The following is a 23282-nucleotide window of genomic DNA, read 5'->3' as shown; positions in this document are numbered from 1 at the left end:
TAGCCATTTGGCTACCTTTTACAAGTTTTGGAATAAAAATCTATATCGTAAAAATTATTTACGTTGTTGATTTTTAAGATATTCCTGAATACTCATTGGCGTTGGACGCGAATTATTGCTGCTGCCTGCAGTCGCATTGATGGCCGGCGCTGCCTCTGCCTGACGCTGAATGGCCGGAACATCATCTTCTTCAACCGGCTGTTGAGCCGTTGCCTGTGCAGACTGCACCACTGAAGAACGCTTGACTGGCTCAACCGCATCGGCTGAATTACGGGTCAAACCGGTGGCAATTACGGTCACGCTGATTTCATCACGCGCATCCGGATCAAATACGGTACCGTAGAATACCTGGCCTTCATCCAGATCGACAATCTGGTTGACAACATCGGTAATTTCTTCAATTTCACCAAAGGTCACGTCATCACCACCGGTCACGTTAATCAGAATACCTTTGGCATTCATGATGGTCACGTTATCCAGTAACGGACTGCGAATCGCCTGCTCTGCTGCCTGACGGGCACGGTTTTCACCACGACCCAGACCGACACCCATCATGGCATAGCCACGGGTACTCATGGCCGTTTTCAGATCGGCGAAGTCAAGGTTGATGTGACCTGGACGTACCACTAAATCAAAGATACTGCGCACGGCATTTAACAGCACGTCATCTGCCTTTTTATAGGCATCTTTCATGGAAATGTCGCGGAACACTTTTAACAAGCGCTGGTTTGGAATGATGATCAGGGAATCAACATGCTGCTCTAAAGCTTCAATGCCTTTTTCCGCAGATTGCAGACGGCGTTTACCTTCAAAGTTAAACGGTGTGGTTACGACACCGACAGTTAAAATGCCCATTTCTTTGGCAATTTCAGCGACAACAGGTGCAGCACCGGTACCGGTACCACCGCCCATACCGGCGGTCACAAACACCATATCGGTGCCTTCTAACTGCTGGCGAATCAGCTCGCGGCTTTCTTCAGCAGCGGTTTGACCCACTTGCGGATTAGCCCCTGCGCCCAGACCACGGGTACTTTGCTCGCCCAGCTGGATTTTGCACTGTGCATTCATGCGGTCCAGTGCCTGTTTATCGGTATTGGCACAGACAAATTTCACACCCTGGATATCTGATTCCAGCATATGCTGTACGGCGTTACCGCCTGCACCACCTACACCAAATACAGTGAAACGGGCTTGACCGTTGTTATCGGTTTGATCATCTTCAAAAAATTCAAATGAGGCCATGACCTTTAGCTTTCCTAATTCATAATTGGCAGTCACTTCAGCCCGTATACTGCCTTGATCTTAATAAAAAATTGTTTTTAAGAATGCTGTCCAACGGCTGCCTTGTCAAGTACAAGCGATAATCCGTACAACTTCCTAACAATATTCCCTAAAAAATCAACTAAAAAATTGATTTCAGTTTTTCGTTGAGTCCTGACCAGGCACGACCTACACGCGCCCAGACCGATAAGGTCTCCGGGTCTTCGGTTTCGACAATGGTGTCCTGACTGTAGCTCTGGCTATACATCAGCACGCCCGCTGCGGTTGCATACTGCGAACGGCGCAAGGCAGCCTGATGCGGTTCATCGGCATAAACCTGTACCGGCGGATTGCCCAAATGCGCAGACACACCCAGGGTGCGGCGTACCAGACTGACCATGCCTTCAATCTGACAGGCATCACCAGCCAGCACCACACCATGATATAAGCCATGAATGGCGCCACTGTTTTCCAGTTCCTGACGGATTTGCGCAAAAATTTCTTCATAACGCGCAATAATAATTTCCGACAGTTCAATCCGGCTGATGGTTTGCGGACCATCAATGCCCTGAATCTGAATCATGTGATCAGGTTTGACCACTTTTAAATCGACGCAACCGTAAAGCAGTTTAATCCGCTCGGCTTCTTCGGTGGTGGTCTGCAATACCGCCGCGATATCACGGGTCACATGCTCACCGCCACGCTGCAGGGTTTGTGACAGCGCCAGACGACCATCCAGATAGACCGCAATATTGGTGGTACCGGCGCCAATATCAACCAGGCACACGCCATATTCTTTTTCATCTTTCAGTAAACTGGCTTCAGCGGTGGCCAGATGCGACACCACCATTTTTTCTACACCAATATTGGCCCCTTTTAAGGCACGGTCCAGATTCTGCATGGTGCTAATCGGCAGCATCATCAGCTGATAATGACCGGTCATGCTATGCGCCGACATACGGATCGGGTTTTGTACCCATTCACCGGAATCATCCAGATCAAAGCCCAACGGCACCGCGCTGACCAGATAATGATCTGAAGTTAAATGGCTGGCTTTGGCCAGATCTAAGGCACGAACCACTTCACTTGTTGTAATTGTGTGGTCACTATTTTCAATCGGGGTACGCCCCGCAGCATAAAAACTTTTTAATTCTGCACTTGGAATAGAAATCCAGGCTGAATGCACCCGGCATTCCGCCATATCTTCTGCTTCTTGAACGGCATTTTTAATGGCTGTAATGACTTTATCGAGACTTACAATTTTTCCTTTATTCATGCCTCGGTTACGAGCGGTAGCCATACCAATCACTTGGATATTGTCTGGCGCGTGTACCTTACCAATCAAAACTGAAACTTTGTGTGTCCCAATGTCAATCGCAACAACCGAGGGAACAGCTTCACTCATTTATTTACTACCATCGCATGTTTGTTTAATTAATGGCTTAATGCCTCTATTTTTAAAGCCAAGTATTATGGCTTTGCTGCTATTGCATTCGCAATGCTTGTGTCATCAATCGTTACAACAAAATGACCATTGGCAATTTTTGGTGCCACCGAGTTTTTCCACTGGATCGCCAGACCATTGCGGTAACGCAGGTCAATTGCAGAAATCCTGGACCATACCGGCTTGAAGTCACTTTGCGCCAGATGACTCAGGCGCTGCAATTTACTCATGGTCTGATCCTGATCCACAATCACCCGCAGGCCAGAATCAAACTGCATAAACCAGGTCATCCGGTCAGTGAGATATAACTCTTTTAAACGCAGATTCACCGGTAAAAATAACTGGTTAATTTCATTATAGCGACGCATCATCATTTTGGACTGATGCATCGGACCATGTAATAACGGCAGATGCTGATTATTCTTGGGTGTCACTTCCGAAAATACATCACCGCTGTCACTGAGTAAACGTCCGGTGCCCCAACGAGCAATCGCATGGCGTGGCATGACCCGTAAACGGATGGCATTCGGCCAGGCGCGTGACACCACCACCCGATCGACCCAGGACAGTTCCAGTGCGGTATCACGAATCTGTTCCAGATCGGAAGTAAAATAGTTATCTGTGACCACTGGCGAAACATGGGTCATGACCTGGCGCAGTTCGGCATTGGAACGGGTACCGACCACGTCCAGTTCAGCCACGCGTGCATCGGTCATGACTTTATATAGACCATAGATTCCTGCTGCCAATACCACAATCGCCACGCACAGCAATACCCATCCACCCAGGTTCGTCAGCTTTTCTTTACGCGTCGGTGGCTTATCGTGAATCGAGGTAATCGCTGCGCGTTTACGGCGCATGGAAGCAGGAAGTTGAGCCATGGCTTAGTGGGTCGCATCCGTTAAGGTTTGTTCAAGAATTGCCACGCACAAGGCATCAAAACTGTAGCCCACCGCCTGCGCGGCTTTTGGCACCAGTGAGTGACTGGTCATGCCCGGTACAGTGTTGACTTCAAGCAGCCAGAAATTGCCTTGTTCATCCTGCATTGCATCAATACGGCCCCAGCCGCTGGCACCTACCGCCTGGAACGCACGCAGGGCCAAGACCTGTAACTGCTGCTCTTCCGACTCGGTTAAGCCACATGGAATGCCGTATTGCACATCATTACGGTTGTATTTGGCTTCATAGTCATAGAACGCCACATCTTTAGGCGGTTCCAGACGAATCACCGGCAAGGCCTGACCGTTCAGTAAGACAATCGTGAACTCGCGACCGGTAATCCATTTTTCAGCCATCACCACTGCATCATGCTCGGTGGCTTTGGCAATCGCTTCAGCAAAGTCTTCAATACGTTCGACTTTGCTCATGCCAATACTGGAACCTTCATGTACCGGCTTGATAATCAGCGGTAGACCCAATGCAGCGACAATATCAGCCGGGTTTGAATCTTTGGTGACAATACGATACGGCGCTGTTGGCAGCTCGGAACCTTGCCAGACCTGTTTGGTTTTGACCTTGTCCATGCCAATGGCTGAACCCTGTACGCCAGTACCGGTATACGGCACATTCAGCCATTCCAGTACACCCTGAATCTGGCCATCTTCACCGCCGCGGCCGTGCAGGACAATAAAGGCACGATCATAGTTGACCAGTTCGGTCACACTACGATCTTTCGGGTCAAACGCTTCTGCCTGAACGCCTTCGCGCAGCAGCGCATCGAGCACTGCCTGTCCACTATCCAGAGACACCCCACGCTCGGCAGATTTTCCACCAAATAACACGGCAACTTTGCCGAACTTTGAAGCATTTGACACGTTTATATCCTTAAACTTTACACTGAGCGACCAAATTCAAATATCACTTTGGGTGATTATTTTAAATACAATTTATTTTGAGCAAGCTCGATGGAGATTGCTCCTACATTACCCGCACCTTGGGTCAATAATAAATCATTCGGTTGTAACACTTTTTGTACCAGTGTTTCCAGATTGCCTTCAACCGGATCAATCAGGATCGGTTCGACCTGACCACGCAGACGGATACTGCGTGCTAGACTGCGGCTGTCGGCACCCACAATGGCTTTTTCACCAGCCGGATACACTTCCAGCAACAGCAGTTGATCGACTTGCGATAACACTTCAACAAAGTCATCAAAACAGTCACGGGTACGGCTAAAACGGTGTGGCTGGAACAACATCACCAGACGGCGGTCCGGATGGCTCTGACGCGCGGCTTTAATGGTGGCTTCCACTTCTTTAGGATGGTGACCGTAGTCATCGACCAGTTTAATGCTGCCACCGTCCAGTTCAAATTCACCTTGCACCTGGAAACGGCGACCTACACCACTAAAGCCTTCCAGTGCACGGCAAATCGCACCATCAGAAACACCTTCATCCGTCGCCACACCAATGGCGGCCAAGGCATTCAGTACATTGTGCAGACCTGGTTGATTCACGGTAACACGCAGTGGCTCGCGGTCTTTACGCAATACGGTAAAGTGGGTACGCATACCGTCCTGATCAACATCGACTGCGCGAATATCATTGTCTTCATTAAAGCCGTAGGTTAGCACCGGACGGGCAATACGCGGCATAATTTCACGGATGTTGGCATCATCACCACAAACCACTGCCAAACCATAGAATGGCAGTTTGTGCAGGAATTCAATAAAGGTATCTTTTAGCTTGTCAAAGCTGCCGCCATAAGTATCCATGTGGTCGGCATCAATATTGGTGACAATCGCTGCCATTGGCTCCAGATGCAGGAAAGATGCATCTGATTCATCGGCTTCAGCCACAATATAACGGCTCGCACCCAGTGCAGCATTAACCCCGGTACGGTTCAGCAAACCGCCTATCACGTAAGTCGGGTCCAGATTTTCTTCTGCCAGCATACAGGTAACCAGGCTGGTGGTGGTGGTTTTACCATGTGTTCCGGCCACGGCAATCCCGTGACGATAACGCATCAGCTCACCCAGCATTTCAGCACGGCGCACCACCGGAATACGGCTCTCAATAGCGGCTTTAACTTCCGGGTTTTCCGGATCAATTGCAGTAGAGACTACCAGTACATTGGCACCCTGAATATTATCTGCGCTATGACCAATAAACACCCGAATGCCATTTTCTTCCAGCTGGGCTGTAGTTTTTGAGGCTTTAATATCTGAACCGGAAACATCATAGCCCTGGTTTTTTAATACCTCGGCAATGCCACACATCCCGGCGCCGCCAATCCCGACAAAGTGGATATGTTTGATACGACGCATTTCAGGCACTTTAATCAGTTCTTTTACTTGATCAGCAGGGATAGATGGAGACATAGTTTACTCGGTTTACAAATCTTGAATTAAAGCAACCACATGTTGGGTTGCATTAGGTTGTGCCTGTTGACGCGCCTTGCTGGCCATTTCAGAGAGCAGTTGGCGGTTCATCAACGGCATTAACAGTTCTTTTAAGCTGTCCGGGGTCATGCTGGCTTGCGGACAGATTTTTGCCGCGCCCGTCTTGGCCAGGAATTGTGCATTGGCCGTCTGATGGTCATCCACAGCGCTTGGCAAGGGCACAAATACCGCAGCCACACCCGCGGTTGCAATTTCCGTAACCGTCAGTGCGCCGGCCCGGCAGATAATCAGATCGGCATCGCTATAGGCCTGTGCCATATCTTCAATAAAGGGTTGCACTTCAACCGTTAAGCTGTCCGGCTTGTTGGCATAACGCGCTCGGGTGCTGTCTGCATGATTTTGCCCACACTGATGATACACATTTAAAGGTACATTCAGCTGTTTTAAGGCTTCAGGGACACGTTCATTCAGTGCCTGCGCGCCCAAAGAGCCGCCAACAATTAAAATACGCAGCGGCAAACCTGCTTTTTCACGTTCCTGATAACGCCAGGATGGGGTTAGAGTCGCGCTAATTTCTTTACGCACCGGGTTGCCAGTGGTGACAATTTTAGTGCTGGCCGGAAACGTATCCGGGAACGCCTGACAAACAGTGTTGGCAATACGCGACAGCTGGGTATTGGTAAAGCCGGCAATTGCATTCTGCTCATGAATAATGACCGGAATACCAAGCAGACGTGCGGCCAGACCACCCGGTCCAGCCACATAGCCACCAAAGCCGGCGACAGCCTCTACTTTGTGTTTTTTCATTAACTGCATGGCGCTTAAGGTGGCTTTTAGAATTTTAAAAGGCGCCATCAGTTTGCGTGCCAGCCCGTTACCGCGCACGCCTTGAATATCAATCTGATAAATCGGAATATTCTGGTTTTGTAATAAACGGTTTTCCATGCCTGTAGGCGTTGCTAACCAGGACACATGGATTCCCTGCTGCTGGAGTTCTTTTGCCACGGCTAGGGCTGGGAACACATGGCCACCAGTGCCTGCGGCCATCATCATCACATGTTTAGGCTTGGTTTGCGCTGCATCAGTCACGGTCTAATTCTTCAATCCAAATATGGCTAATGAAAGTTCTTTATAAGCGCTCAATTGTAATCACAATCGTATGAGCTTGAAAGTTTATTTACTTTTTTTCACCAAGCGGCTCATTGTTTTTTTCAACAGTTTTGAAAGTTTAAACTAGTTTTATTATTAATTCACCGAAATTGTTAAGTTTCCTGCATTTTTCACTGAATTATGTCGACTAGTTTTGATTTACAAAATCGCTATAATTTTCTTGCTCAACGCAGTTTTTCAAGCTCAAATCTCGCTTAAGAATACAAAAAGAGCCACCCAAGGTGACTCTTTTGAAAGATAGATTAACGACCGGCTTCCAGTACATCAAACAGGGTATCGGCAATTGAGGTGCCGAACTGGGCATCAATTTCACGGATACAGGTTGGACTGGTCACGTTAATTTCAGTGACATAGTTACCAATCACATCCAGACCGACAAATACCAGACCTTTTTCACGTAAAAATGGCCCGACTTTGGCAGCAATTGCCTTGTCATTGTCGGTCAATGGACGTGCTTCACCCAGACCACCAGCGGCCAGGTTGCCACGCACTTCGCCGTTTTGTGGAATACGTGCCAGACAATACGGAATTGGCTCGCCATTGACCATTAAAATGCGTTTATCCCCTTCTACAATTTCCGGAATATAACGCTGCGCCATAATTGGCTGGGTGCCGTTATTGGTCAGAATTTCAATGGTAGAGCCAATATTCACACCATTCTGATACAGACGGAAAATGCCCATGCCGCCCATCCCATCGAGCGGTTTCACAATCACATCGCCATGTTGCTGAATAAATTCACGAATCAGGCTTTGCTGAGAGGTCACCAAAGTCGGCACCTGCAGCTCCGGGAACTGGGTCGCAAACAGTTTTTCATTACAGTCACGCAGGCTTTGCGGCTTGTTAATAATCCACGTTCCTTCGCGCTCTGCCTGTTCCAGAATATAGGTGCTATAGACAAAGTTCATATCAAATGGCGGGTCTTTACGCATCAGCACCACATCATAGGCTGCGATGGATTCTTTTTGTTTTTCGCCCAGCTCATAATAATGGTTGTAATCTTCAAAGACTTTTAACGGGCTGATTAGACCGAAAGCCTTGCCCTGATCAATATATAAATCTTGTTGTAGTGCATAACCGAGTTCATGACCCCGACGTGCCGCGGCCCACAGCATGGCCATGGTGGAATCTTTTTTCAGGTTCACCGTTTCAATCGGGTCCATCACCACAAGTACGCGCATAATGACTGCTCTTTTAAAATTGCTATGATGTGGAGTATAACGGAGATTCGCTGCCTGTTTTTCTGAATTTGAGTAAAGCTTTGCAGCGCTATATTTGCTGATTTCAGGAAGCTGCCCATGCAACAGCCAATTGTGGGATATCATTTAGATGAAGAAAATCATTGGGTCGCAGAGCTGGCCTGTGGTCATGGCCAGCATGTGCGGCATAATCCACCGTGGCAGAACCGGCCCTGGGTGATGACGGAGCAAGGACGCAAAGAAAAATTAGGGGTGATGCTGGAGTGTAAGAAGTGTGAGGAAGGATGATTTTGTTATTTATTTTTCCTTCTTATTTCATGAATAGACAATCTACGTTCTATTTTTTTAAAAAGATATGCATCCTGATCGATATCTAACTCTTTATTGCGACGTTTTACATAGCTCATATAATTCAACTTTTGTTTTAGCTCATATTCATTCCAATGAGTTTCTTCTGCTTTTGATTTTTTATCTAAAAATGCAGTTTGCCTATTAATATTTTTACTCATACTTTCTAAAGACTTTTGAATTCCTGCTAATGCTTTGGGAAGAGCTTCTTCAAAACTCTCTCCTAATTTATAAATTTTTAGTTCTGAAGTATCAATTTTATATGTATTCTTATATTTCTTTCCCTTTAAATCCTCATATCTGATCTCAGCATTAAAAATAAGATTAAAGAAGTATTCACTATCTAACTCTTTAGGATTTAAACCAGTAAAACTTAGATAGTCCGTATATTTAGAATCATTCGGCGCTAAATAATTGACTCCCTTAATCATAAAATCTCTTTGCATAAAAACTTTAATAGCTTTTTGAGCAGTAACTAAAAAAGAAGCATCGAGTGAAGGTTCAGGAAATAATTTTATTTTTACGTTATGAGCTCCTCCTTTTCCTACATTTGTAATTTTTAAACGTAAAAAATGGATTCTGTACTCAACAGGTTCTAACTTAATGTCTATCAATGGTTCGGTTTGAACTTTTCTAAGTTCCCTATTTTCTTTCCAACCCAAAAAAGTCGCTATCGATGCTGCACTTGCAGCAATAGCTGAAAAACTTGCGATCATTAAATTCCAATCTAGATTCATTTTTGTTTTTTATAAAAATAAAGCCCTATCATGGATAGAGCTTTATTAAAAATCAATACGTTGTATTAATTATTAGATCCCATACTTCACACGATAGGCTTCCATCTTCGCCAAAGCCTCTTTTTCACCTTTGGCATCTAAATAATTCATCAAATCTTTCATGGTAATTAAGGCATGTACCGGAATTTCTAGCTCTTTTTGAACTTCTTGAATCGCAGACAAATCACCCTGCCCTTTTTCCTGACGATCTAGCGCGACCAGTACACCGGCAATTGTGGCACCCGCATTTTTTAAAATGGTCACCACTTCACGAATTGCTGTACCTGCGGTAATCACATCATCAATAATCCAGACTTTTTTACCTTCAACCGACGCACCGACCAATACACCACCTTCACCATGATCTTTGGCTTCTTTACGATTAAAGCCCCAAGGCACGCTCACACCATGATTTTGCGATAAAGCCACCGCCGTTGCCGCCACAAATGGAATGCCTTTATAGGCTGGGCCAAAAATCACATCAACATTTTCACATTCTGTTAACTTGGCTGCATAGCCTGACGCCAGTAATGACAAGGCTTCGCCATCATTTAATAAACCGGCATTAAAAAAATAAGGACTCACGCGACCCGATTTTAAAGTAAACTCACCAAATTTAAGCACACCACGTGATAATGCGAGTTCGATAAAAGCTTGAGGGTTAAATGTCGCTTGCGTTGACATGAGGTGCTCCAAAATTCATAAATTGAGGTAAGACCTGCGCATGATACCAAAGAGTAGCTATCCGAGTGATCAAAAAATTCTTCGTGTGGTTTCAATTAACGTCAATGGCCTGCGTTCTTCGGTCAGTAAAGGCCTGCTGGAGTGGATGGAAAAATCAGAGGCTGATGTCATCTGCATTCAGGAAAGCCGTCTGACCCATGCGCAGTGGACTGATAAATTCAAACCGGAAGGCTGGTATACCCATCTGTTCGCAGCTGAACGTCCGGGCTATGCCGGCACCGCCATTTACAGCCGCCTGCCATTTGTGTCTATTCAGGATGGTTTAGGCTTTGAACTGGCCGACTCCCAAGGCCGTTTTGTCACGGCAGAATTTGATTTAGGGCTGGGTTATCCGGTGCATATCTGCTCACTGTATCTGCCATCGGGTTCATCGGGTGAAGAAGCACAAGCCCGTAAAGACCACTTCCTCGAAGAATATACAAAAATCCTGAAACAATGGCGCGATGAAAATAAATCGATCATTGTCTGCGGCGACTACAATATCGTGCATAAACGTATTGATATTAAAAACTGGTCAGGCAACCAGAAATCTTCCGGCTGTTTACCGCATGAACGTGCCTGGCTCGATCATATCTATGATGATCTGGGCTATGTCGACACCTTCCGTGAAGTGCGCAAAGAAGCCGAACTGTATTCCTGGTGGTCGAACCGTGGCCAAGCGCGTGCCAAGAACGTTGGCTGGCGGATTGACTATCATGCCTGCTCACCGGACTGGAAAGCACGTACCGTCAATGCCTGGGTCTACAAAGAGGAATGGTATAGCGACCACGCCCCGGTGATTATTGATTATAAACTCAACTAAAAACCTCTATTGAGTGAACAATTGTTCACTCAATAGAGGTTTATTTCCGACATATTTTGTCGTCATTGAGACCTTTATCTGCTTTTTAAATCGGCGCATTATTGCAGCACGGCAAAGGGACAGTGTCAGGATGACAGCAAAGGGACAGGAAGCCGTAGGATGCAAATAAACAAAGCCATGATGGTCTTTGTTTCAAGGATGTGACATCGGACGTTGTAGTGAGACCCGCATAATCAGGATGATTAAATGCGGGTTTTCTACATCTGGGCTTTTATTTTTTATATTGGCTCTTTGCTTTTCGTTTTTTCTTAGTACGAATAATTCTTCTCAAGTGTTGTCTTGTTTTTCTGCCACTATTATGGCGCGGTAGCGTTGCATTTTAATGACGGTTTAATTTCAGAACCATGAACTCAATATTTATACCCGCTATAGTGCAAAACCAATTTTTTGGTTAATCTCTTGAGCATTGTGTTTCTTGCTGGAATCCGCTTTATGCTTAAAATTTATGGTATTAAAAACTGCAACTCCATGAAAAAAGCCTTTGATCTGCTCAATGAACTGGGCCTGGCTTATGAATTTCATGATTATAAAAAACAGGGGATTGATGCAGAAACGCTAAAACACTGGCTGGATGCTGAAGGTCAGGACAAAATTCTGAATAAAAAAGGCACCACCTGGCGCAAACTGTCGGAAGCGGAACAGGCACAAGCCCTGTCCAGCGAAGCAGATTTAATTGAAGCCTTACGCACTCACAACAGCCTGATCAAACGTCCTGTGCTGGCCACCGCAGACGGCTTTATTGTTGGTTTTGATGAAACCGCCTATCGCGCCTTAAACGGATAAATTCTTTTTATCTACCTTTTACTTATCCGTTAAAAATCAAAAAGCCTGATGCATCTGCATCAGGCTTTCTGGTTTAATCCGTTTCTATTGGCTGGCTTATTTCACACGAACCCAGGTCTGGTTACGACCCAGCGCTGCTACGCCAATATAGCCACGCAATTGTAATTTCTGCCCGCCATCAGCCAGTTGACCTTTTAACTTGTAGGTTTTACCTGATTGCGGATCTAGAATTGAACCGCTGTCATAGTTGGTACCACCCGAATTCTTTAAACCACGTACAATGGTTAAACCTTTCAAGGATTTGTTTTTGTAAGGTCCTTCACATTTTGTACAGGCATTTTCTTCACCCGGCGTTAAAATGGACTGAATTGTTGCAGTTAACGTGCCATTTTTCTGCTCGGTAAATTTGACGGTTGCTTTTGCTTGCTTGGTTTTGTCATCAATTGTTTTCCAGACAGTACCATTTAGCGGATCAGCAGCATTCGCCAAAGCTGTTAAACCCATTAATCCTAATGCCAGTGCAATTTTTTTCATTTTTTTTGATTCCCTAGTCTAGTGTTAGACAGCCTTAGTATTAAAAAGTCACTACAAATTTGCAATTTTTGAATGTGACCATTTAGTGTAACCTTGTAAATTGTGTTGGTAAATACGCAAGCACAGGCCAAAATCAAGAACAAGATGGAAGAACAATGAAGATCAACCCGTTATTGAAACAAATTTTCACAGAAGGCTTTTTAAAAACCACCATCCGCCTGCCAAGCCAATATAATTTACCGCATAATCCGCTGCGTTTCGCCCTCGAACAGATGTGCCGGCTGTTTCCGACCAATAAAACTGTCGAAGTCCGCGCTTTACGTCTGGCTGGCCTGAAAGCCGAAGAAATCAAGCCACAAGATGAAGCCACCCAGCTGATTTTCTATATTCACGGTGGCGCCTTTTATTTAGGGTCTTTAAATACCCATCGCCCATTTCTGACTGAACTGGCCGCCCGCACCCAGATGCAGGTGATTCATATCGATTATCCGCTGGCGCCTGAAAATCCATTCCCGGAAGCCTTAGAAGCAATTTTTGATGTCTATCAGACCCTGCTGGATCAGGGCGTACAGGCCAAAGATATTTTGCTGGCAGGAGATTCCTGCGGCGCCAATCTGGCGCTGGCCTTAGCCTTAAAAATCCGTGATGAACAGTTACCGCAAGTCAGCGGCCTCATGCTGCTCTCGCCATTTTTGGATTTGACCCTGACCAGTGAATCAATTCGTTATAACCGCAAACATGATGCCTTATTGTCGATTGAAACTCTGGAAACCGGGATTCAATACTATGTGCCACCGTCGGTCGATCGTGGTGATCCGCGTGTTTCGCCGCTATTTGATGATTTAACCGATTTACCACCAACCTTGGTGCAGGTGGGTTCTAAAGAACTGCTGCTGGATGATGCGCAGCGTTTTCGTGACAAGGCCGAACAGGCGGGCGTGAAGGTCAGTTTTAAACTGTATACCGGTATGTGGCATAACTTTATTATGTTCTCACCGTGGTTTGATGAAGCCAAAATGGCGCTGGCCGATTTAGCCGAATTTGCCCATCAGCAGGACCAAGATTAAAACGCCATAAAAAAGGTCAGTAGAAACTGACTTTTTTGTGATTAATGCAGCGCCGTAAAGCTTAGATTTTGGCAATCTGGTCTAATGCCGTAGTAATCGCCTGATCTTTAATATCGCTCATGCTAACCCCTTCAGCACGTACTACTTCAATATCACTGACACCGGTAAAGTTAAACACGGTTTTCAGGAATGCTTCCTGGAAATCAACCGGGCTTTGTTCGCCATAGACACCACCGCGGCTGCTGGCGATATACACTTTCTTGTCACCTGCCAGACCGACCGGGCCATTTTCGGTGTATTTAAAGGTACGACCTGCCACGCTAATCCGGTCAATCCAGGCTTTTAAAGTCGATGGCAGACCGAAGTTATACATGGCTGCGCCCACCACCACGACATCAGCATCTAGATATTGTTGCAGAATCTGTTCGCCTAAAGCGCTTTGCTCGGCATTTTGTCCCATTAAAATTTCAGCGGTTAAATGCGGAATGGTCTGTTCAGCCAGATCCAGATAGTCAACTTGGGCCGCTGTATTTTTCGCCTGTAGCTGGTTCACAATAGCTTTAGACAACTGACGTGATACAGAAGCGTCGCCTAAAATACTCGAGTCGATATGCAAAATTTTCATGGGAGAGAATCCTAAACTGTGATTTTTTCAATAGCGCCATTTTACTGCAGTTTAAAATAGAAATAAGTGATTTAAACAACACACACTGTTGCACCCATGCAACGATATTTTCCCGAAAAGTACAAAAAATAGCCATTACCAATTATCTAAAATCATGATATGTTAGGTTTTATTAAAATAATTGTATAAAAATGAGACTTTAGACGCTCATTTTTGGGGTCGTGATTCACGCATGAAAAGTCGCATTGCGCACAGTGCTGTGCCCACATTTAAATACAAAGTCACCCGTTATTTACTCGAAAAAGAAGTGGTGATGAACTGGAGCACGTTAAACAAATGTATTCTGATGCTGTTTCTGGGCAGCCTGATGCACGTGATCTGGGCCATCTGGAAAAGTGTGGTATTACTCACCCCGGAACTGTGGCGCTGGGTCAATCTGGCCTTGTTAAAACAGCAGCTGGTCATTAATTTATTCGGACTGTTCGTGTTTATTGGCATGATTGGCATCTGCCACTACTTTCGCAAACAGGACTGGACCCGGCGCTATATGCCCTATATTACGGTGGCCACCTTTGTGGTCAGTCTGTGCCGCGATGGCTATCTGGTCGGGGTGCTGAGTCCGGCCACTATGGTGACCTATATCAGTCTACCCACGGTCGGTCTGGTGCTGTTTGAACGCAGAATTGTCTATTCGGCCTTAATTCCGGCCACACTGTATCTGGTCAGCTGCGGTTATTTAAGCTTTTTCGGCCAGTTAACCTATGCACCTTTATTTTTATTAACCGACTTTCCTTATAAAAATGGCTTCTGGGTGCTGTCGATGCTGTTTTTTATTGTGCCGATTCTGCTGACCTGCCTGGTGCTGTTTGAAATTCTGCTGAGTCAGTGGCGCTATCGGGAGGCGCTGATTGCACATTTAAGTCAGGTCGATCCGCTCACCAATACCTTTAACCGGCGCAGTATCAACCAGTGTCTGGAACAACTGAACCACAAACAGGCACCCAGTTATGCAGTGATTCTGGTCGATCTGGATCATTTTAAGCAGATTAATGATGAGCATGGCCATCATAAAGGCGATGAAGCCTTGGTCCAAGTCTGTCATGTGCTGGCCGGCCATATCCGCGAGCAGGATGTGCTGGGCCGTTTTGGTGGCGAAGAATTTATTCTGGTCCTGAAACAGGCCACTGCGCACCAGGCCAAACAGGTGGCCGAGCGTTGCCGGCAGGCCATCACCCAGATTGAGCTGTATGATGAACATAACCAGCCGATCCATTTTACCGCCAGCTTCGGGATTGCCTTATCGCACCACAATACCCCTTATGAAAAGCTGCTCAGTCAGGCCGATCAGGCCCTGTATCAGGCCAAAGCCTATGGCCGTAATCAGGTGGTGCTGTATCAGCCGCTGGAACCAGCAGCCTCTTAAGACTTAGCTAGAGGATGGTTCAGATTGATAAGGCTCCAGATAATTGACCCAGTCTTGTTCCTGTTTCGCGGCCTGTTCCCAGGCCTGCATTGCCGGATGTTGCAGCATGGTCTGCATATAATACTGGCTGTCTTCATTCACGGGCAGCGCATAGCTTTTCAAACGCCAGACCACCGGTGCATAAAAGGCATCAGCAATCGAGAAATCACCACAGAGAAAACCGCCTGGGTCCGGACGCTCAGACCAGATCTGACAGACACGGGCTACATCGTCACGTAAATCAGGTTGCTCAGCCCATAACGTCTGTCCGACTTCTGCCAGATCAGCGCGAATATTCATGCCGCAATGGTTACGCAGTGCCTGAAAACCGCTATGCATTTCAGCAGCCAAAGCGCGTGCCCGAGCCCGCTGTGCCCGACCAGCCGGCCATAGCTGGCGCTCCGGAAACTGTTCGGCCAAATATTCACAAATCGCCAGTGAATCCCAGACCATTAGCCCGTCATGTACCAAGACCGGTACCTTGCCATTCGGGTTAATTGCCAGTACATCCTGTTTAAAATGGCCCGTGCCGCGTTCTTCAGGAAAAGGTAACAGCACTTCACGAAACGGCAGTTCAAAAGCAGTAAGGACCAGCCACGGCCGCATGGACCAGCTGGAGTAATTCTTGTTGGCAATATACAGTTCCATCATGGCTCATCCTCCTGTGGTTATTTTTAATATTCACGATCACTAGGCAATTCCACCTGATGAGATCAAGGGATACGGCGCCAAAGCCTATACAAAGCGACTTAAAAGCTAAAGTTTAATGGGCGGACAGGCCTCGCGCTTATCCGCTGTGATCATCACCATCATGATAGCGTGATCTACCAGCGCCTGTGTCGAGATCTGTAGCAATTCTGCTGCTAATCCAGAGATAAAAACGGCCTGTGAACAGACCGTCAGCAGAATAAGTTGCAGCTCTCTAGCAGTCAGCGAGAGAGGCTATGCACTCCCCGCTTTCTACAGCACCATAACCAGAGCGGACTTAGAACAGGAAGGCCACACCTAAACCGGCATGATAACTTTTATCAGCGCCATTTAAATCAACACCGACACTGGCATCCAGCTGGGTACGCGCATTTAAGGCATAAATCAGGCCTGAACCCAAGGCATATTCCACCTTCTGGCTTTCTGCTTTGTGGTAAATAAACTCGGAGAACCCGGCCCATTTATCACTGAGCTGATATTGAATCCCCGGCACTGCCTGCAAAGCCCAATTGCTGTCCTGCCACTCATAACGCATGCTAATTGAGGTGGTCAGTAAATCATTATAGGCATAGGCCACTGCCGAGCTAAGGCTGTAAATATCCTCTTCGGCACTAAAACCATCATTCCCGGTGGCAATCTGCGCTTCGGCCAGCACCGCCATCGACAGTTTTTCATCATCCAGATCAATGGCATGTTTCAGACCAATGCTGACATCCCCCAGCCCATCTTCTTCAACCGACTGGCCAGCACTTTTTACCCGGCTCCAGCCCGGACCCTGCCAGCCCAGCTGTAATTCTAGATTATCCGCCAGACCGGTACGCAGTAAGGTATCGGCGTGCAGCTGAGTAATTTCCTGCGTCAGACCATTGTCATCTTTGGTTTTCTGATAGTGCGCATTGGCCAGCGCCTGCTCCCAGGCCAACTGACCGACCGGCGTAATTCCGGTGCTCATGCCCACACCCGGACGGTCAAATGCAAACTCGGCGGCAAAGACCTGACTGCTGACTGCAGTCGCCACCATCACACCCAATAATTTCAATGCTGACATAGTGTTTATCTCAATTTTAAGCCAATTCTTTGGTCATTTTCGCGCCATGGGCACGGAGCAGTTCTAAGGTTTGCTGTTCTTCAGGCAAGGCTTCAGCCCAGTTAATTTCATCAAAGTCGCAATCAAAGAATAAATCACTGATGGATGACAAAATGGTCAGGCCATCTTCATCTTTACGGTTTGGATCGACGTTTTCTTCAAGCAGGCGCTTTACCGCAGGTGCACAGGCGGCACTGGCGGCGTCCCATAACGGGCCATAGACTTCTTCCGCATCCCACAAATGCAAATTGACCTTGGCCTGAATTAACGCGTCCAGAATTTCCATATGGACGGCCAAATCCTGCTGTTTTTGTGCTTCATTGTGCGGCTGGCCCGCCTCATAGGCCTCGCAAATGGCTTCCCACCACTGAAACAGGCCATCAGACCAGACTGAAATTACCGGGCCTTTTTCAGGATCAATAAAATTCGGATCAAGCCCCGCGGCCAGAAGCTGTTGCACTTGGGCCTGATCTAGTTCTTCTATGGCTTGCACCAAGCGTTGTTGTTGTGCCGTTAACATGCAGAGAGCTCTCTTCAATCAAATCAATTTCATTCTATTATGCCCAATTCAGTGAAAATTGTTTAAGCGAAATGTAATCTTGTCGCATGAATTTGCTATAAAAAAAGCCCCAATCCTGGGGCTTTTCTGCTTTTCAGCCAATACCTGTCTTATTCGTCGACATCGGTATCTAGGTCAACCCGACCCGGCTGTCCACCACGCGGATGTTCTTTTTTCTCAAAGACATGCTCCAGACTACGTTTTAAACGGTCAATGGCACCATGAATTGCGGTATCGACATTATGACCACGATGATTGACCACCACAGGCTTCAAGCCGGCCGGGCGTGCTTCAATCATACATTTGATGTCATCATCTCCGCCTTTGTCCCCGTTTTCATCACTTAAATGTACGGAAAAATGGGTAATACGCTCACTATGGCGTTTAAATTCATCACTTAGCTCTGCACGTACGTAACTAATTAATCGTTCGCTACCTTGGATGTTCTTATCTGTACGGATTTCAATATTCATAATCTCATCCTCTCTTTCTTTCGTTTTCTGAATCTTTTTTGTGCAAAACTATTTTATCTTGGCACGTTTGTCGCTTGCTGTTTCCCAGCATATTGAACATCTTCAACCTAATTTGGACGCTACCCTCCACATTGAACGATGAACACTTTTGAGTCTGCAGAACCGTGTCCTTATACTTTGAATATCGGGCCTAACTCAAAAATATGCAAGCAATATTTGATAAAAATTAGCAAAAGGATAACCTGTTGTGACAACTGCTTACTTGCGTGGTCAGGCACTGATTGACTCAATCCGCTCTGCCCCTTATTCACGTGATTTAATTGGCTATCATGGCCAACCGCCGCATCCGCAGTGGCCGAATCAGGCACGTATTGCAGTGCAATTTGTGCTGAATTATGAGGAAGGCGGCGAAAATCATATTGAACATGGTGATGCCGGTTCCGAGCAGTTTTTATCCGAAATTGTCGGTGCGGCCAGCTTTCCGGCCAGACATATGTCGATGGATTCGATGTATGAATATGGCTCGCGGGCCGGTTTCTGGCGCATTCATCAGGAATTTCAGCGACGCCAGTTACCGATGACTATTTTTGGGGTCGGTATGGCGCTGGCGCGGAACCCGTATGTGGTCGAGGCCATTCAGCAGGCCGACTATGATGTGGTGTCGCATGGGCAACGCTGGCTACATTATCAGAGCATGGACATGGCCACTGAACGCCAGCATATGGATCAGGCGATCAGTGTCTTAGAAACCCTGTTTGGTCATGCACCCATTGGCTGGTATACCGGCCGCGACAGCCCCAATACCCGCCAGTTACTGGCCGAATTCCCGCAAATTCAGTATGACTGTGATTATTATGGCGATGATTTACCGTTCTGGCAGACGCTGACCAATGCCCAAGGCCAGTCACGACCACATTTAATTATTCCCTATACCCTCGACAGCAATGATATGAAGTTTGCCGCTGCAGGCGGCTTTAATAGCGGCGAGCAGTTTTATCAATACCTGAAAGATGCTTTTGATGTACTCTATGCCGAAGGAGAAACTGCACCTAAAATGCTCTCGATTGGTATTCACTGCCGTCTTTTGGGGCGCCCGGGACGCTTTAAAGCCCTGCAACGCTTTTTAGACTACATTCAATTGCATCCACACGTCTGGATTTGCCGCCGCGGTGATATTGCTACGCATTGGTATCGCCATCATGCACCAGAACCCGTCAAATAAAAAAAACTCGCACTGGACTTGTGCAGCTTTAACCATCTCAGTGAAAAATTGGATTTTCACCGAAATTTGGCACTGATATTGCACTTTTAGCAACAAAATTAAATGTAATGATGAGACCCTTACTGTGCAACTGGATCAATTTAATCAGGCCCCTGAAGCTGAGATTCACCAATTCTTGCAGCAATGTGTACATATTCCGACATGGGCAACTGCTATAACCCAACAACGGCCTTTTGAGAGTATCGAGCAACTTTTAGAATTTGCCCGGCAGCAGGCCAGCCATTGGGACTGGCCTGAGATTCAGGCCGCACTCGCAAATCATCCTCGAATTGGTGAGAAACAGGCGCAGCAGCAACTCACCGCACAGGAGCAGGCATTTTCTGCCCGGGAACAGGCCTCGGTCCAGCTCAATAGCGACACCCAGCAGGCACTTTTACAGGGTAATCTGGCCTATGAAAAAAAATTCGGATTTATTTTCCTGATTAAAGCCTTTGGCTTGAGCAGTGAAGATATTCTGCAAGCCCTGCAGTATCGCCTGCTGAATGATGCCGACACTGAACAGCGCATTGTGCAGCAGCAACTTTCAGACATTGCCTTACTGCGTTTAAGCCAGGAGCTTCAGTCATGATCAGCACCCATATTTTAGATACCCATTTGGGTCAACCGGCTGCCGGCGTGAAAATCCGACTGTTTAACCAGCAACAACAGTTACTGGCCGAAGCCGAAACCAATACCGATGGCCGGGTCACGGCCGCCGATTTTGCTTTGGCCGACTGTCCGGAAGGCTCATATAGTCTGGAGTTTTATACTGCGGCCTATTTTGAACGAAAAGGCCTGGACAGCTTCTTTCCTAAAGTGGTGATTTACTTCCAGATTAAGGAGGCGACACAGCATTATCACATCCCGTTATTGATCAGTCCTTTTGCCTATTCGACCTATCGCGGCAGCTAAATTTGGTCGGAAAATTGCCAATAAAAAGTTAAATTTGGCTTTATTTTTGCTTAATAACCTGTATCCTTGACACGCTTTTTGGGGAAGACGAAGACACCGTTATGAAACTTACGCAACTTGCTGCACTTTGTGCATTCTCAACCGCTGCTGCCTTCACTCAGGCGAGTCCTATTGTATGGCAAGACTTTAGCTTGACTGGTCTTTATGGTGAAAACTACGAGTTAGGCACTGAAGACCGTACCACCTTAACTGCTGAATACGCAGCTAAACTGAAATATGCAGATGTATTCTTCTTTGTTGACCAGCAATGGGATGGCAACAATGACGATTCAACTTACTTTGAATTGGCACCACGTTTAAGCCTAGGCGAAGTGACTGGTCAAAATCTGGCATTTGGTCCAGTGAAAGACGTGTTAGTCGCAACAACTTGGGAGCACAACGCAGGGCACGGTGGCAACCCTGAGTTCAACAACTTCTTATATGGCGTTGGCTTTGCTTTAGATATTCCATATACCCAATATGCGAACATCAACTTCTATCGTGCTGATAATGATACGACAGATGATGATTATCAAATGACCATCACCTATGCTGTACCATTTAAACTGGGCAATGAAGACTTCCTGGTTGATGCCTTCCTGGACTGGTCAACAGCTGAAGATACTCATGCCAGCGAATTAAACTGGACTTCTCAGTACAAATGGAATGTGGGTAAACACATTTCTCCAGAAACACGTTTATACGTGGGTATTGAACACTCAGTATGGAACAACAAATTTGGCGTAAAAGGCGCAGACCAGAATGATGTCAGCGCACTGGTGAAATACCATTTCTAAGTCGTATACATAACCTAAAAAAGCAGGACTCCGGTCTTGCTTTTTTTATGCCCGCAGCGGCATGATAATGCGCTCATTCCTATCCTGATGTGCTGCTTATGCGCTTTCATCTTCGTCCTGCCACCGAACACGATCTTGCTGCCATTCAGGCGATTTATAACCCGGAAGTGCTACAGCATGTAAACACCTGGAATGAACAGCCCTTTGATCTGGCACATTTCCAGCATTGGTTCCAGCAATTACAAAAACAGAATTTTCCCCTGCTGGTGGCCGAACATCTGGACACCGGACAAATTGCCGGCTATGCCGATTATTCTACCTTCCGCAGCATCAGCGGTTTTAAACATACAGTCGAACATTCGGTGTTTATTGACCGTCAATTCAGCCGGCAGGGTTTGGGCAAACAGTTGATGCAAGCCTTAATCCAGCATGCACAGGCACATCAGGTTCATGTGATGGTGGCCGCCATTGACCATGACAATAGCGGTTCAATGGCCTTGCATCAGCAATTAGGTTTTCAGCATTGCGGCTATATGCCCCAAGTTGGAAAAAAATTTGGTCAATGGCGTGATCTGGTACTAATGCAACTCATTCTGGATCCAGCACCAGAGCAGACAGCATCAACACCAGCCGATTGACCTGTGTTGATTAAAGACACCTAGCACAGAAAATTTAATCCAGCGGATTACCGACTATATTACTGATAATGCCTTTCATGATATGTGGCCCCTGCTCTTGGCGCAGTTCGGCATACCAGGCTTCCGTCACCTGCTGGTCTTTCATATGCGTAACATCACAGCGTTTACGCGCGCGCAGCACCAGCTCATTGGCGCGCTCATTACGTTTATTCTGGTAGCGGCTTAAGGCATCCTGCATACCCAGGGTATTAATTTGTAAGGCACGCGCCAGATAAATAGCATCTTCCATGGCCTGACAACCACCCTGCCCAATATCTGGCGTGGTGCTATGTGCGGCATCTCCCACTAGCACCACCCGGCCTTTATAAAAATTGGCGAAAGGCTCAATATCATGAATTTCCACGCGATTGGTGCGCTGTTCATCAATCGAGTCTATCAGCTGCTGCACCTGCGGACACCAGCCCTGAAAATACTGTTTTAACAGTGTTTTATACTGGCTGCGGTCATTCTCCAGTCCGGCCGCTAGCGGCACATCAAAGAAAAAATAAAAACGCTGATCGGCCACCGGCATCAGGGAAGCGCGCTTGCCTTCTCCGACAAAGGTAGTCCACTGGTCGGCCGGGGCCAGCTGTTCGGACACCTCCACCAGACCATTCCAGTTGACATAACCGGCATAACGGCGCGCGACGGTTTCATCCAGTACATAGGCGCGGGTTAAAGAGTGGGTACCATCGGCCCCGACCAGCAGTTCGGTTTGTAGCTGTGTGCCATCAGCAAAGCTGATCGTCACCTGTGAACCATCTTCCTGGAGTGCCACCATTTTCTTGCCTAAATAGATGTGCTCACGACCAAATGCATCCATCAGCATATTTTGCAGTTCCGCGCGCGACACCGGATACGGACGCTGCCCGACTTCTTCAATTAACGGCGTCAGGCTGAACTGGGTCATCACATCACCGCTCAGGCCATCGACATAGGCCAGATGATCCATCTGCCCGCCTAGCTCGGCCACCTGCTCGGTCAGCCCGAGGTAATTCAGGCACTTCACCCCATTGGACCACAGGGAAATGGCCGCGCCCACCGGAAGAATCTGCTCAGCCTGTTCATAAATACGCACTTCATGGCCAAACTTTTTTAGTGCAATCCCTGTGGTTAATCCGCCAATACCTGCACCAATAATTGTAATTTTCATTT

General features: G+C 46.9%; 26 protein-coding genes. 10 read left to right on the top strand and 16 right to left on the bottom strand.

The features are described from left to right. Positions 1-54: 54 nt before the first annotated feature. From ftsZ to gshB, 7 genes are all read right to left on the bottom strand, one after another. The gene (gene ftsZ, locus FTU67_RS08720; protein WP_005180810.1) at positions 55-1242 is read right to left on the bottom strand and encodes a cell division protein FtsZ; all 1188 of its coding nucleotides are present in this window, start codon (positions 1240-1242) and stop codon (positions 55-57) included. Positions 1243-1402: 160 nt separating this feature from the next. Next, positions 1403-2665 (bottom strand): cell division protein FtsA, encoded by a 1263-nt coding sequence (ftsA, locus tag FTU67_RS08715; RefSeq protein ID WP_005180811.1) that lies wholly within the window; start codon positions 2663-2665, stop codon positions 1403-1405. Between the two features lie 65 nt (positions 2666-2730). Further along, on the bottom strand, positions 2731-3585 hold the full coding sequence (locus FTU67_RS08710; RefSeq protein ID WP_005180814.1) for a cell division protein FtsQ/DivIB: 855 nt from the start codon (positions 3583-3585) through the stop codon (positions 2731-2733). A gap of 3 nt (positions 3586-3588) precedes the next feature. Continuing rightward, a complete protein-coding gene (locus FTU67_RS08705; protein ID WP_016658739.1) occupies positions 3589-4518 on the bottom strand; it encodes a D-alanine--D-alanine ligase in 930 nt (309 codons plus the stop codon). 56 nt (positions 4519-4574) lie between these two features. Continuing rightward, positions 4575-6023, bottom strand: a complete 1449-nt coding sequence (gene murC, locus FTU67_RS08700) for a UDP-N-acetylmuramate--L-alanine ligase (protein ID WP_016658738.1) — start codon at positions 6021-6023, stop codon at positions 4575-4577. A 12-nt stretch (positions 6024-6035) separates the two neighbouring features. Continuing rightward, on the bottom strand, positions 6036-7133 hold the full coding sequence (gene murG / locus FTU67_RS08695) for an undecaprenyldiphospho-muramoylpentapeptide beta-N-acetylglucosaminyltransferase (protein ID WP_075167283.1): 1098 nt from the start codon (positions 7131-7133) through the stop codon (positions 6036-6038). Positions 7134-7456: 323 nt separating this feature from the next. Then, the gene (gene gshB / locus FTU67_RS08690; protein WP_180006653.1) at positions 7457-8395 is read right to left on the bottom strand and encodes a glutathione synthase; all 939 of its coding nucleotides are present in this window, start codon (positions 8393-8395) and stop codon (positions 7457-7459) included. Positions 8396-8512: 117 nt separating this feature from the next. Here gshB and FTU67_RS08685 point away from each other — a divergent pair, with 117 nt between their 5' ends. Next, positions 8513-8701, top strand: a complete 189-nt coding sequence (locus FTU67_RS08685) for a DUF3565 domain-containing protein (RefSeq protein ID WP_016658735.1) — start codon at positions 8513-8515, stop codon at positions 8699-8701. A gap of 5 nt (positions 8702-8706) precedes the next feature. On the opposite strand, the gene FTU67_RS08680 is transcribed toward FTU67_RS08685, so the two are convergent. Further along, on the bottom strand, positions 8707-9477 hold the full coding sequence (locus FTU67_RS08680) for a hypothetical protein (RefSeq protein ID WP_104490352.1): 771 nt from the start codon (positions 9475-9477) through the stop codon (positions 8707-8709). A gap of 93 nt (positions 9478-9570) precedes the next feature. Beyond that, positions 9571-10221 (bottom strand): orotate phosphoribosyltransferase, encoded by a 651-nt coding sequence (gene pyrE / locus FTU67_RS08675; protein WP_075175540.1) that lies wholly within the window; start codon positions 10219-10221, stop codon positions 9571-9573. Between the two features lie 40 nt (positions 10222-10261). On the opposite strand from pyrE, the gene FTU67_RS08670 reads away from it, so the two are divergent. Then, positions 10262-11083 carry an exodeoxyribonuclease III gene (locus FTU67_RS08670; RefSeq protein ID WP_016658733.1) on the top strand — a complete coding sequence of 274 codons (822 nt, stop codon included), beginning with the start codon at positions 10262-10264 and terminating at the stop codon, positions 11081-11083. Positions 11084-11575: 492 nt separating this feature from the next. Then, complete coding sequence (locus FTU67_RS08665; RefSeq protein ID WP_016658732.1) at positions 11576-11926, top strand: Spx/MgsR family RNA polymerase-binding regulatory protein; 351 nt, start codon at positions 11576-11578, stop codon at positions 11924-11926. 96 nt (positions 11927-12022) lie between these two features. Here FTU67_RS08665 and FTU67_RS08660 read toward each other — a convergent pair whose 3' ends face one another. Then, complete coding sequence (locus tag FTU67_RS08660) at positions 12023-12460, bottom strand: DUF2147 domain-containing protein (protein ID WP_005180835.1); 438 nt, start codon at positions 12458-12460, stop codon at positions 12023-12025. 155 nt (positions 12461-12615) lie between these two features. Here FTU67_RS08660 and FTU67_RS08655 point away from each other — a divergent pair, with 155 nt between their 5' ends. Further along, positions 12616-13527 carry an alpha/beta hydrolase gene (locus FTU67_RS08655; RefSeq protein ID WP_104513183.1) on the top strand — a complete coding sequence of 304 codons (912 nt, stop codon included), beginning with the start codon at positions 12616-12618 and terminating at the stop codon, positions 13525-13527. A gap of 61 nt (positions 13528-13588) precedes the next feature. Here FTU67_RS08655 and FTU67_RS08650 read toward each other — a convergent pair whose 3' ends face one another. Continuing rightward, positions 13589-14152 carry an FMN-dependent NADH-azoreductase gene (locus FTU67_RS08650; RefSeq protein WP_005180838.1) on the bottom strand — a complete coding sequence of 188 codons (564 nt, stop codon included), beginning with the start codon at positions 14150-14152 and terminating at the stop codon, positions 13589-13591. A gap of 232 nt (positions 14153-14384) precedes the next feature. Here FTU67_RS08650 and FTU67_RS08645 point away from each other — a divergent pair, with 232 nt between their 5' ends. Further along, positions 14385-15575, top strand: coding sequence for a GGDEF domain-containing protein (locus FTU67_RS08645; protein ID WP_180061634.1), 1191 nt, complete (start codon positions 14385-14387; stop codon positions 15573-15575). Positions 15576-15578: 3 nt separating this feature from the next. Here the strand turns inward: FTU67_RS08645 and FTU67_RS08640 are convergent, their stop codons facing one another. The 4 genes from FTU67_RS08640 to FTU67_RS08625 all read right to left on the bottom strand — a co-directional run bounded on the left by FTU67_RS08640 (position 15579) and on the right by FTU67_RS08625 (position 18441). Continuing rightward, positions 15579-16265, bottom strand: a complete 687-nt coding sequence (locus tag FTU67_RS08640) for a glutathione S-transferase family protein (protein ID WP_168397412.1) — start codon at positions 16263-16265, stop codon at positions 15579-15581. A gap of 334 nt (positions 16266-16599) precedes the next feature. Next, positions 16600-17370: a transporter gene (locus FTU67_RS08635; RefSeq protein ID WP_104489830.1), complete on the bottom strand. Its 771-nt coding sequence runs from the start codon at positions 17368-17370 to the stop codon at positions 16600-16602. Positions 17371-17386: 16 nt separating this feature from the next. Beyond that, positions 17387-17929, bottom strand: coding sequence for a hypothetical protein (locus FTU67_RS08630; RefSeq protein ID WP_005180844.1), 543 nt, complete (start codon positions 17927-17929; stop codon positions 17387-17389). 149 nt (positions 17930-18078) lie between these two features. After that, positions 18079-18441 (bottom strand): HPF/RaiA family ribosome-associated protein, encoded by a 363-nt coding sequence (locus tag FTU67_RS08625; protein WP_005180845.1) that lies wholly within the window; start codon positions 18439-18441, stop codon positions 18079-18081. 247 nt (positions 18442-18688) lie between these two features. Here FTU67_RS08625 and puuE point away from each other — a divergent pair, with 247 nt between their 5' ends. The 5 genes from puuE to FTU67_RS08600 all read left to right on the top strand — a co-directional run bounded on the left by puuE (position 18689) and on the right by FTU67_RS08600 (position 22088). Then, positions 18689-19663, top strand: a complete 975-nt coding sequence (gene puuE, locus FTU67_RS08620; RefSeq protein ID WP_180061633.1) for an allantoinase PuuE — start codon at positions 18689-18691, stop codon at positions 19661-19663. Between the two features lie 124 nt (positions 19664-19787). Next, positions 19788-20291, top strand: coding sequence for a 2-oxo-4-hydroxy-4-carboxy-5-ureidoimidazoline decarboxylase (gene uraD, locus FTU67_RS08615; protein WP_180061632.1), 504 nt, complete (start codon positions 19788-19790; stop codon positions 20289-20291). Next, positions 20288-20614, top strand: coding sequence for a hydroxyisourate hydrolase (gene uraH / locus FTU67_RS08610; protein ID WP_005180851.1), 327 nt, complete (start codon positions 20288-20290; stop codon positions 20612-20614). The genes uraD and uraH overlap by 4 nt, the downstream gene beginning before the upstream one ends. Before the next feature lie 101 nt (positions 20615-20715). Then, positions 20716-21450 (top strand): outer membrane protein OmpK, encoded by a 735-nt coding sequence (locus FTU67_RS08605; protein ID WP_005180853.1) that lies wholly within the window; start codon positions 20716-20718, stop codon positions 21448-21450. 98 nt (positions 21451-21548) lie between these two features. Then, positions 21549-22088: a GNAT family N-acetyltransferase gene (locus tag FTU67_RS08600; RefSeq protein ID WP_016658725.1), complete on the top strand. Its 540-nt coding sequence runs from the start codon at positions 21549-21551 to the stop codon at positions 22086-22088. A 34-nt stretch (positions 22089-22122) separates the two neighbouring features. Here FTU67_RS08600 and hpxO read toward each other — a convergent pair whose 3' ends face one another. After that, entirely contained in the window at positions 22123-23280 is a 1158-nt protein-coding gene (gene hpxO / locus FTU67_RS08595) for an FAD-dependent urate hydroxylase HpxO (RefSeq protein ID WP_180061631.1), read from the bottom strand. Positions 23281-23282 lie beyond the last annotated feature (2 nt).

The organism is Acinetobacter sp. YH12132 (assembly GCF_013418645.1).
In the GTDB taxonomy this organism is placed as follows: domain Bacteria; phylum Pseudomonadota; class Gammaproteobacteria; order Pseudomonadales; family Moraxellaceae; genus Acinetobacter; species Acinetobacter indicus.
The sequence above is the reverse complement of the archived record's forward strand: the minus strand, read 5'-3'. Positions and strand labels throughout refer to the sequence as shown.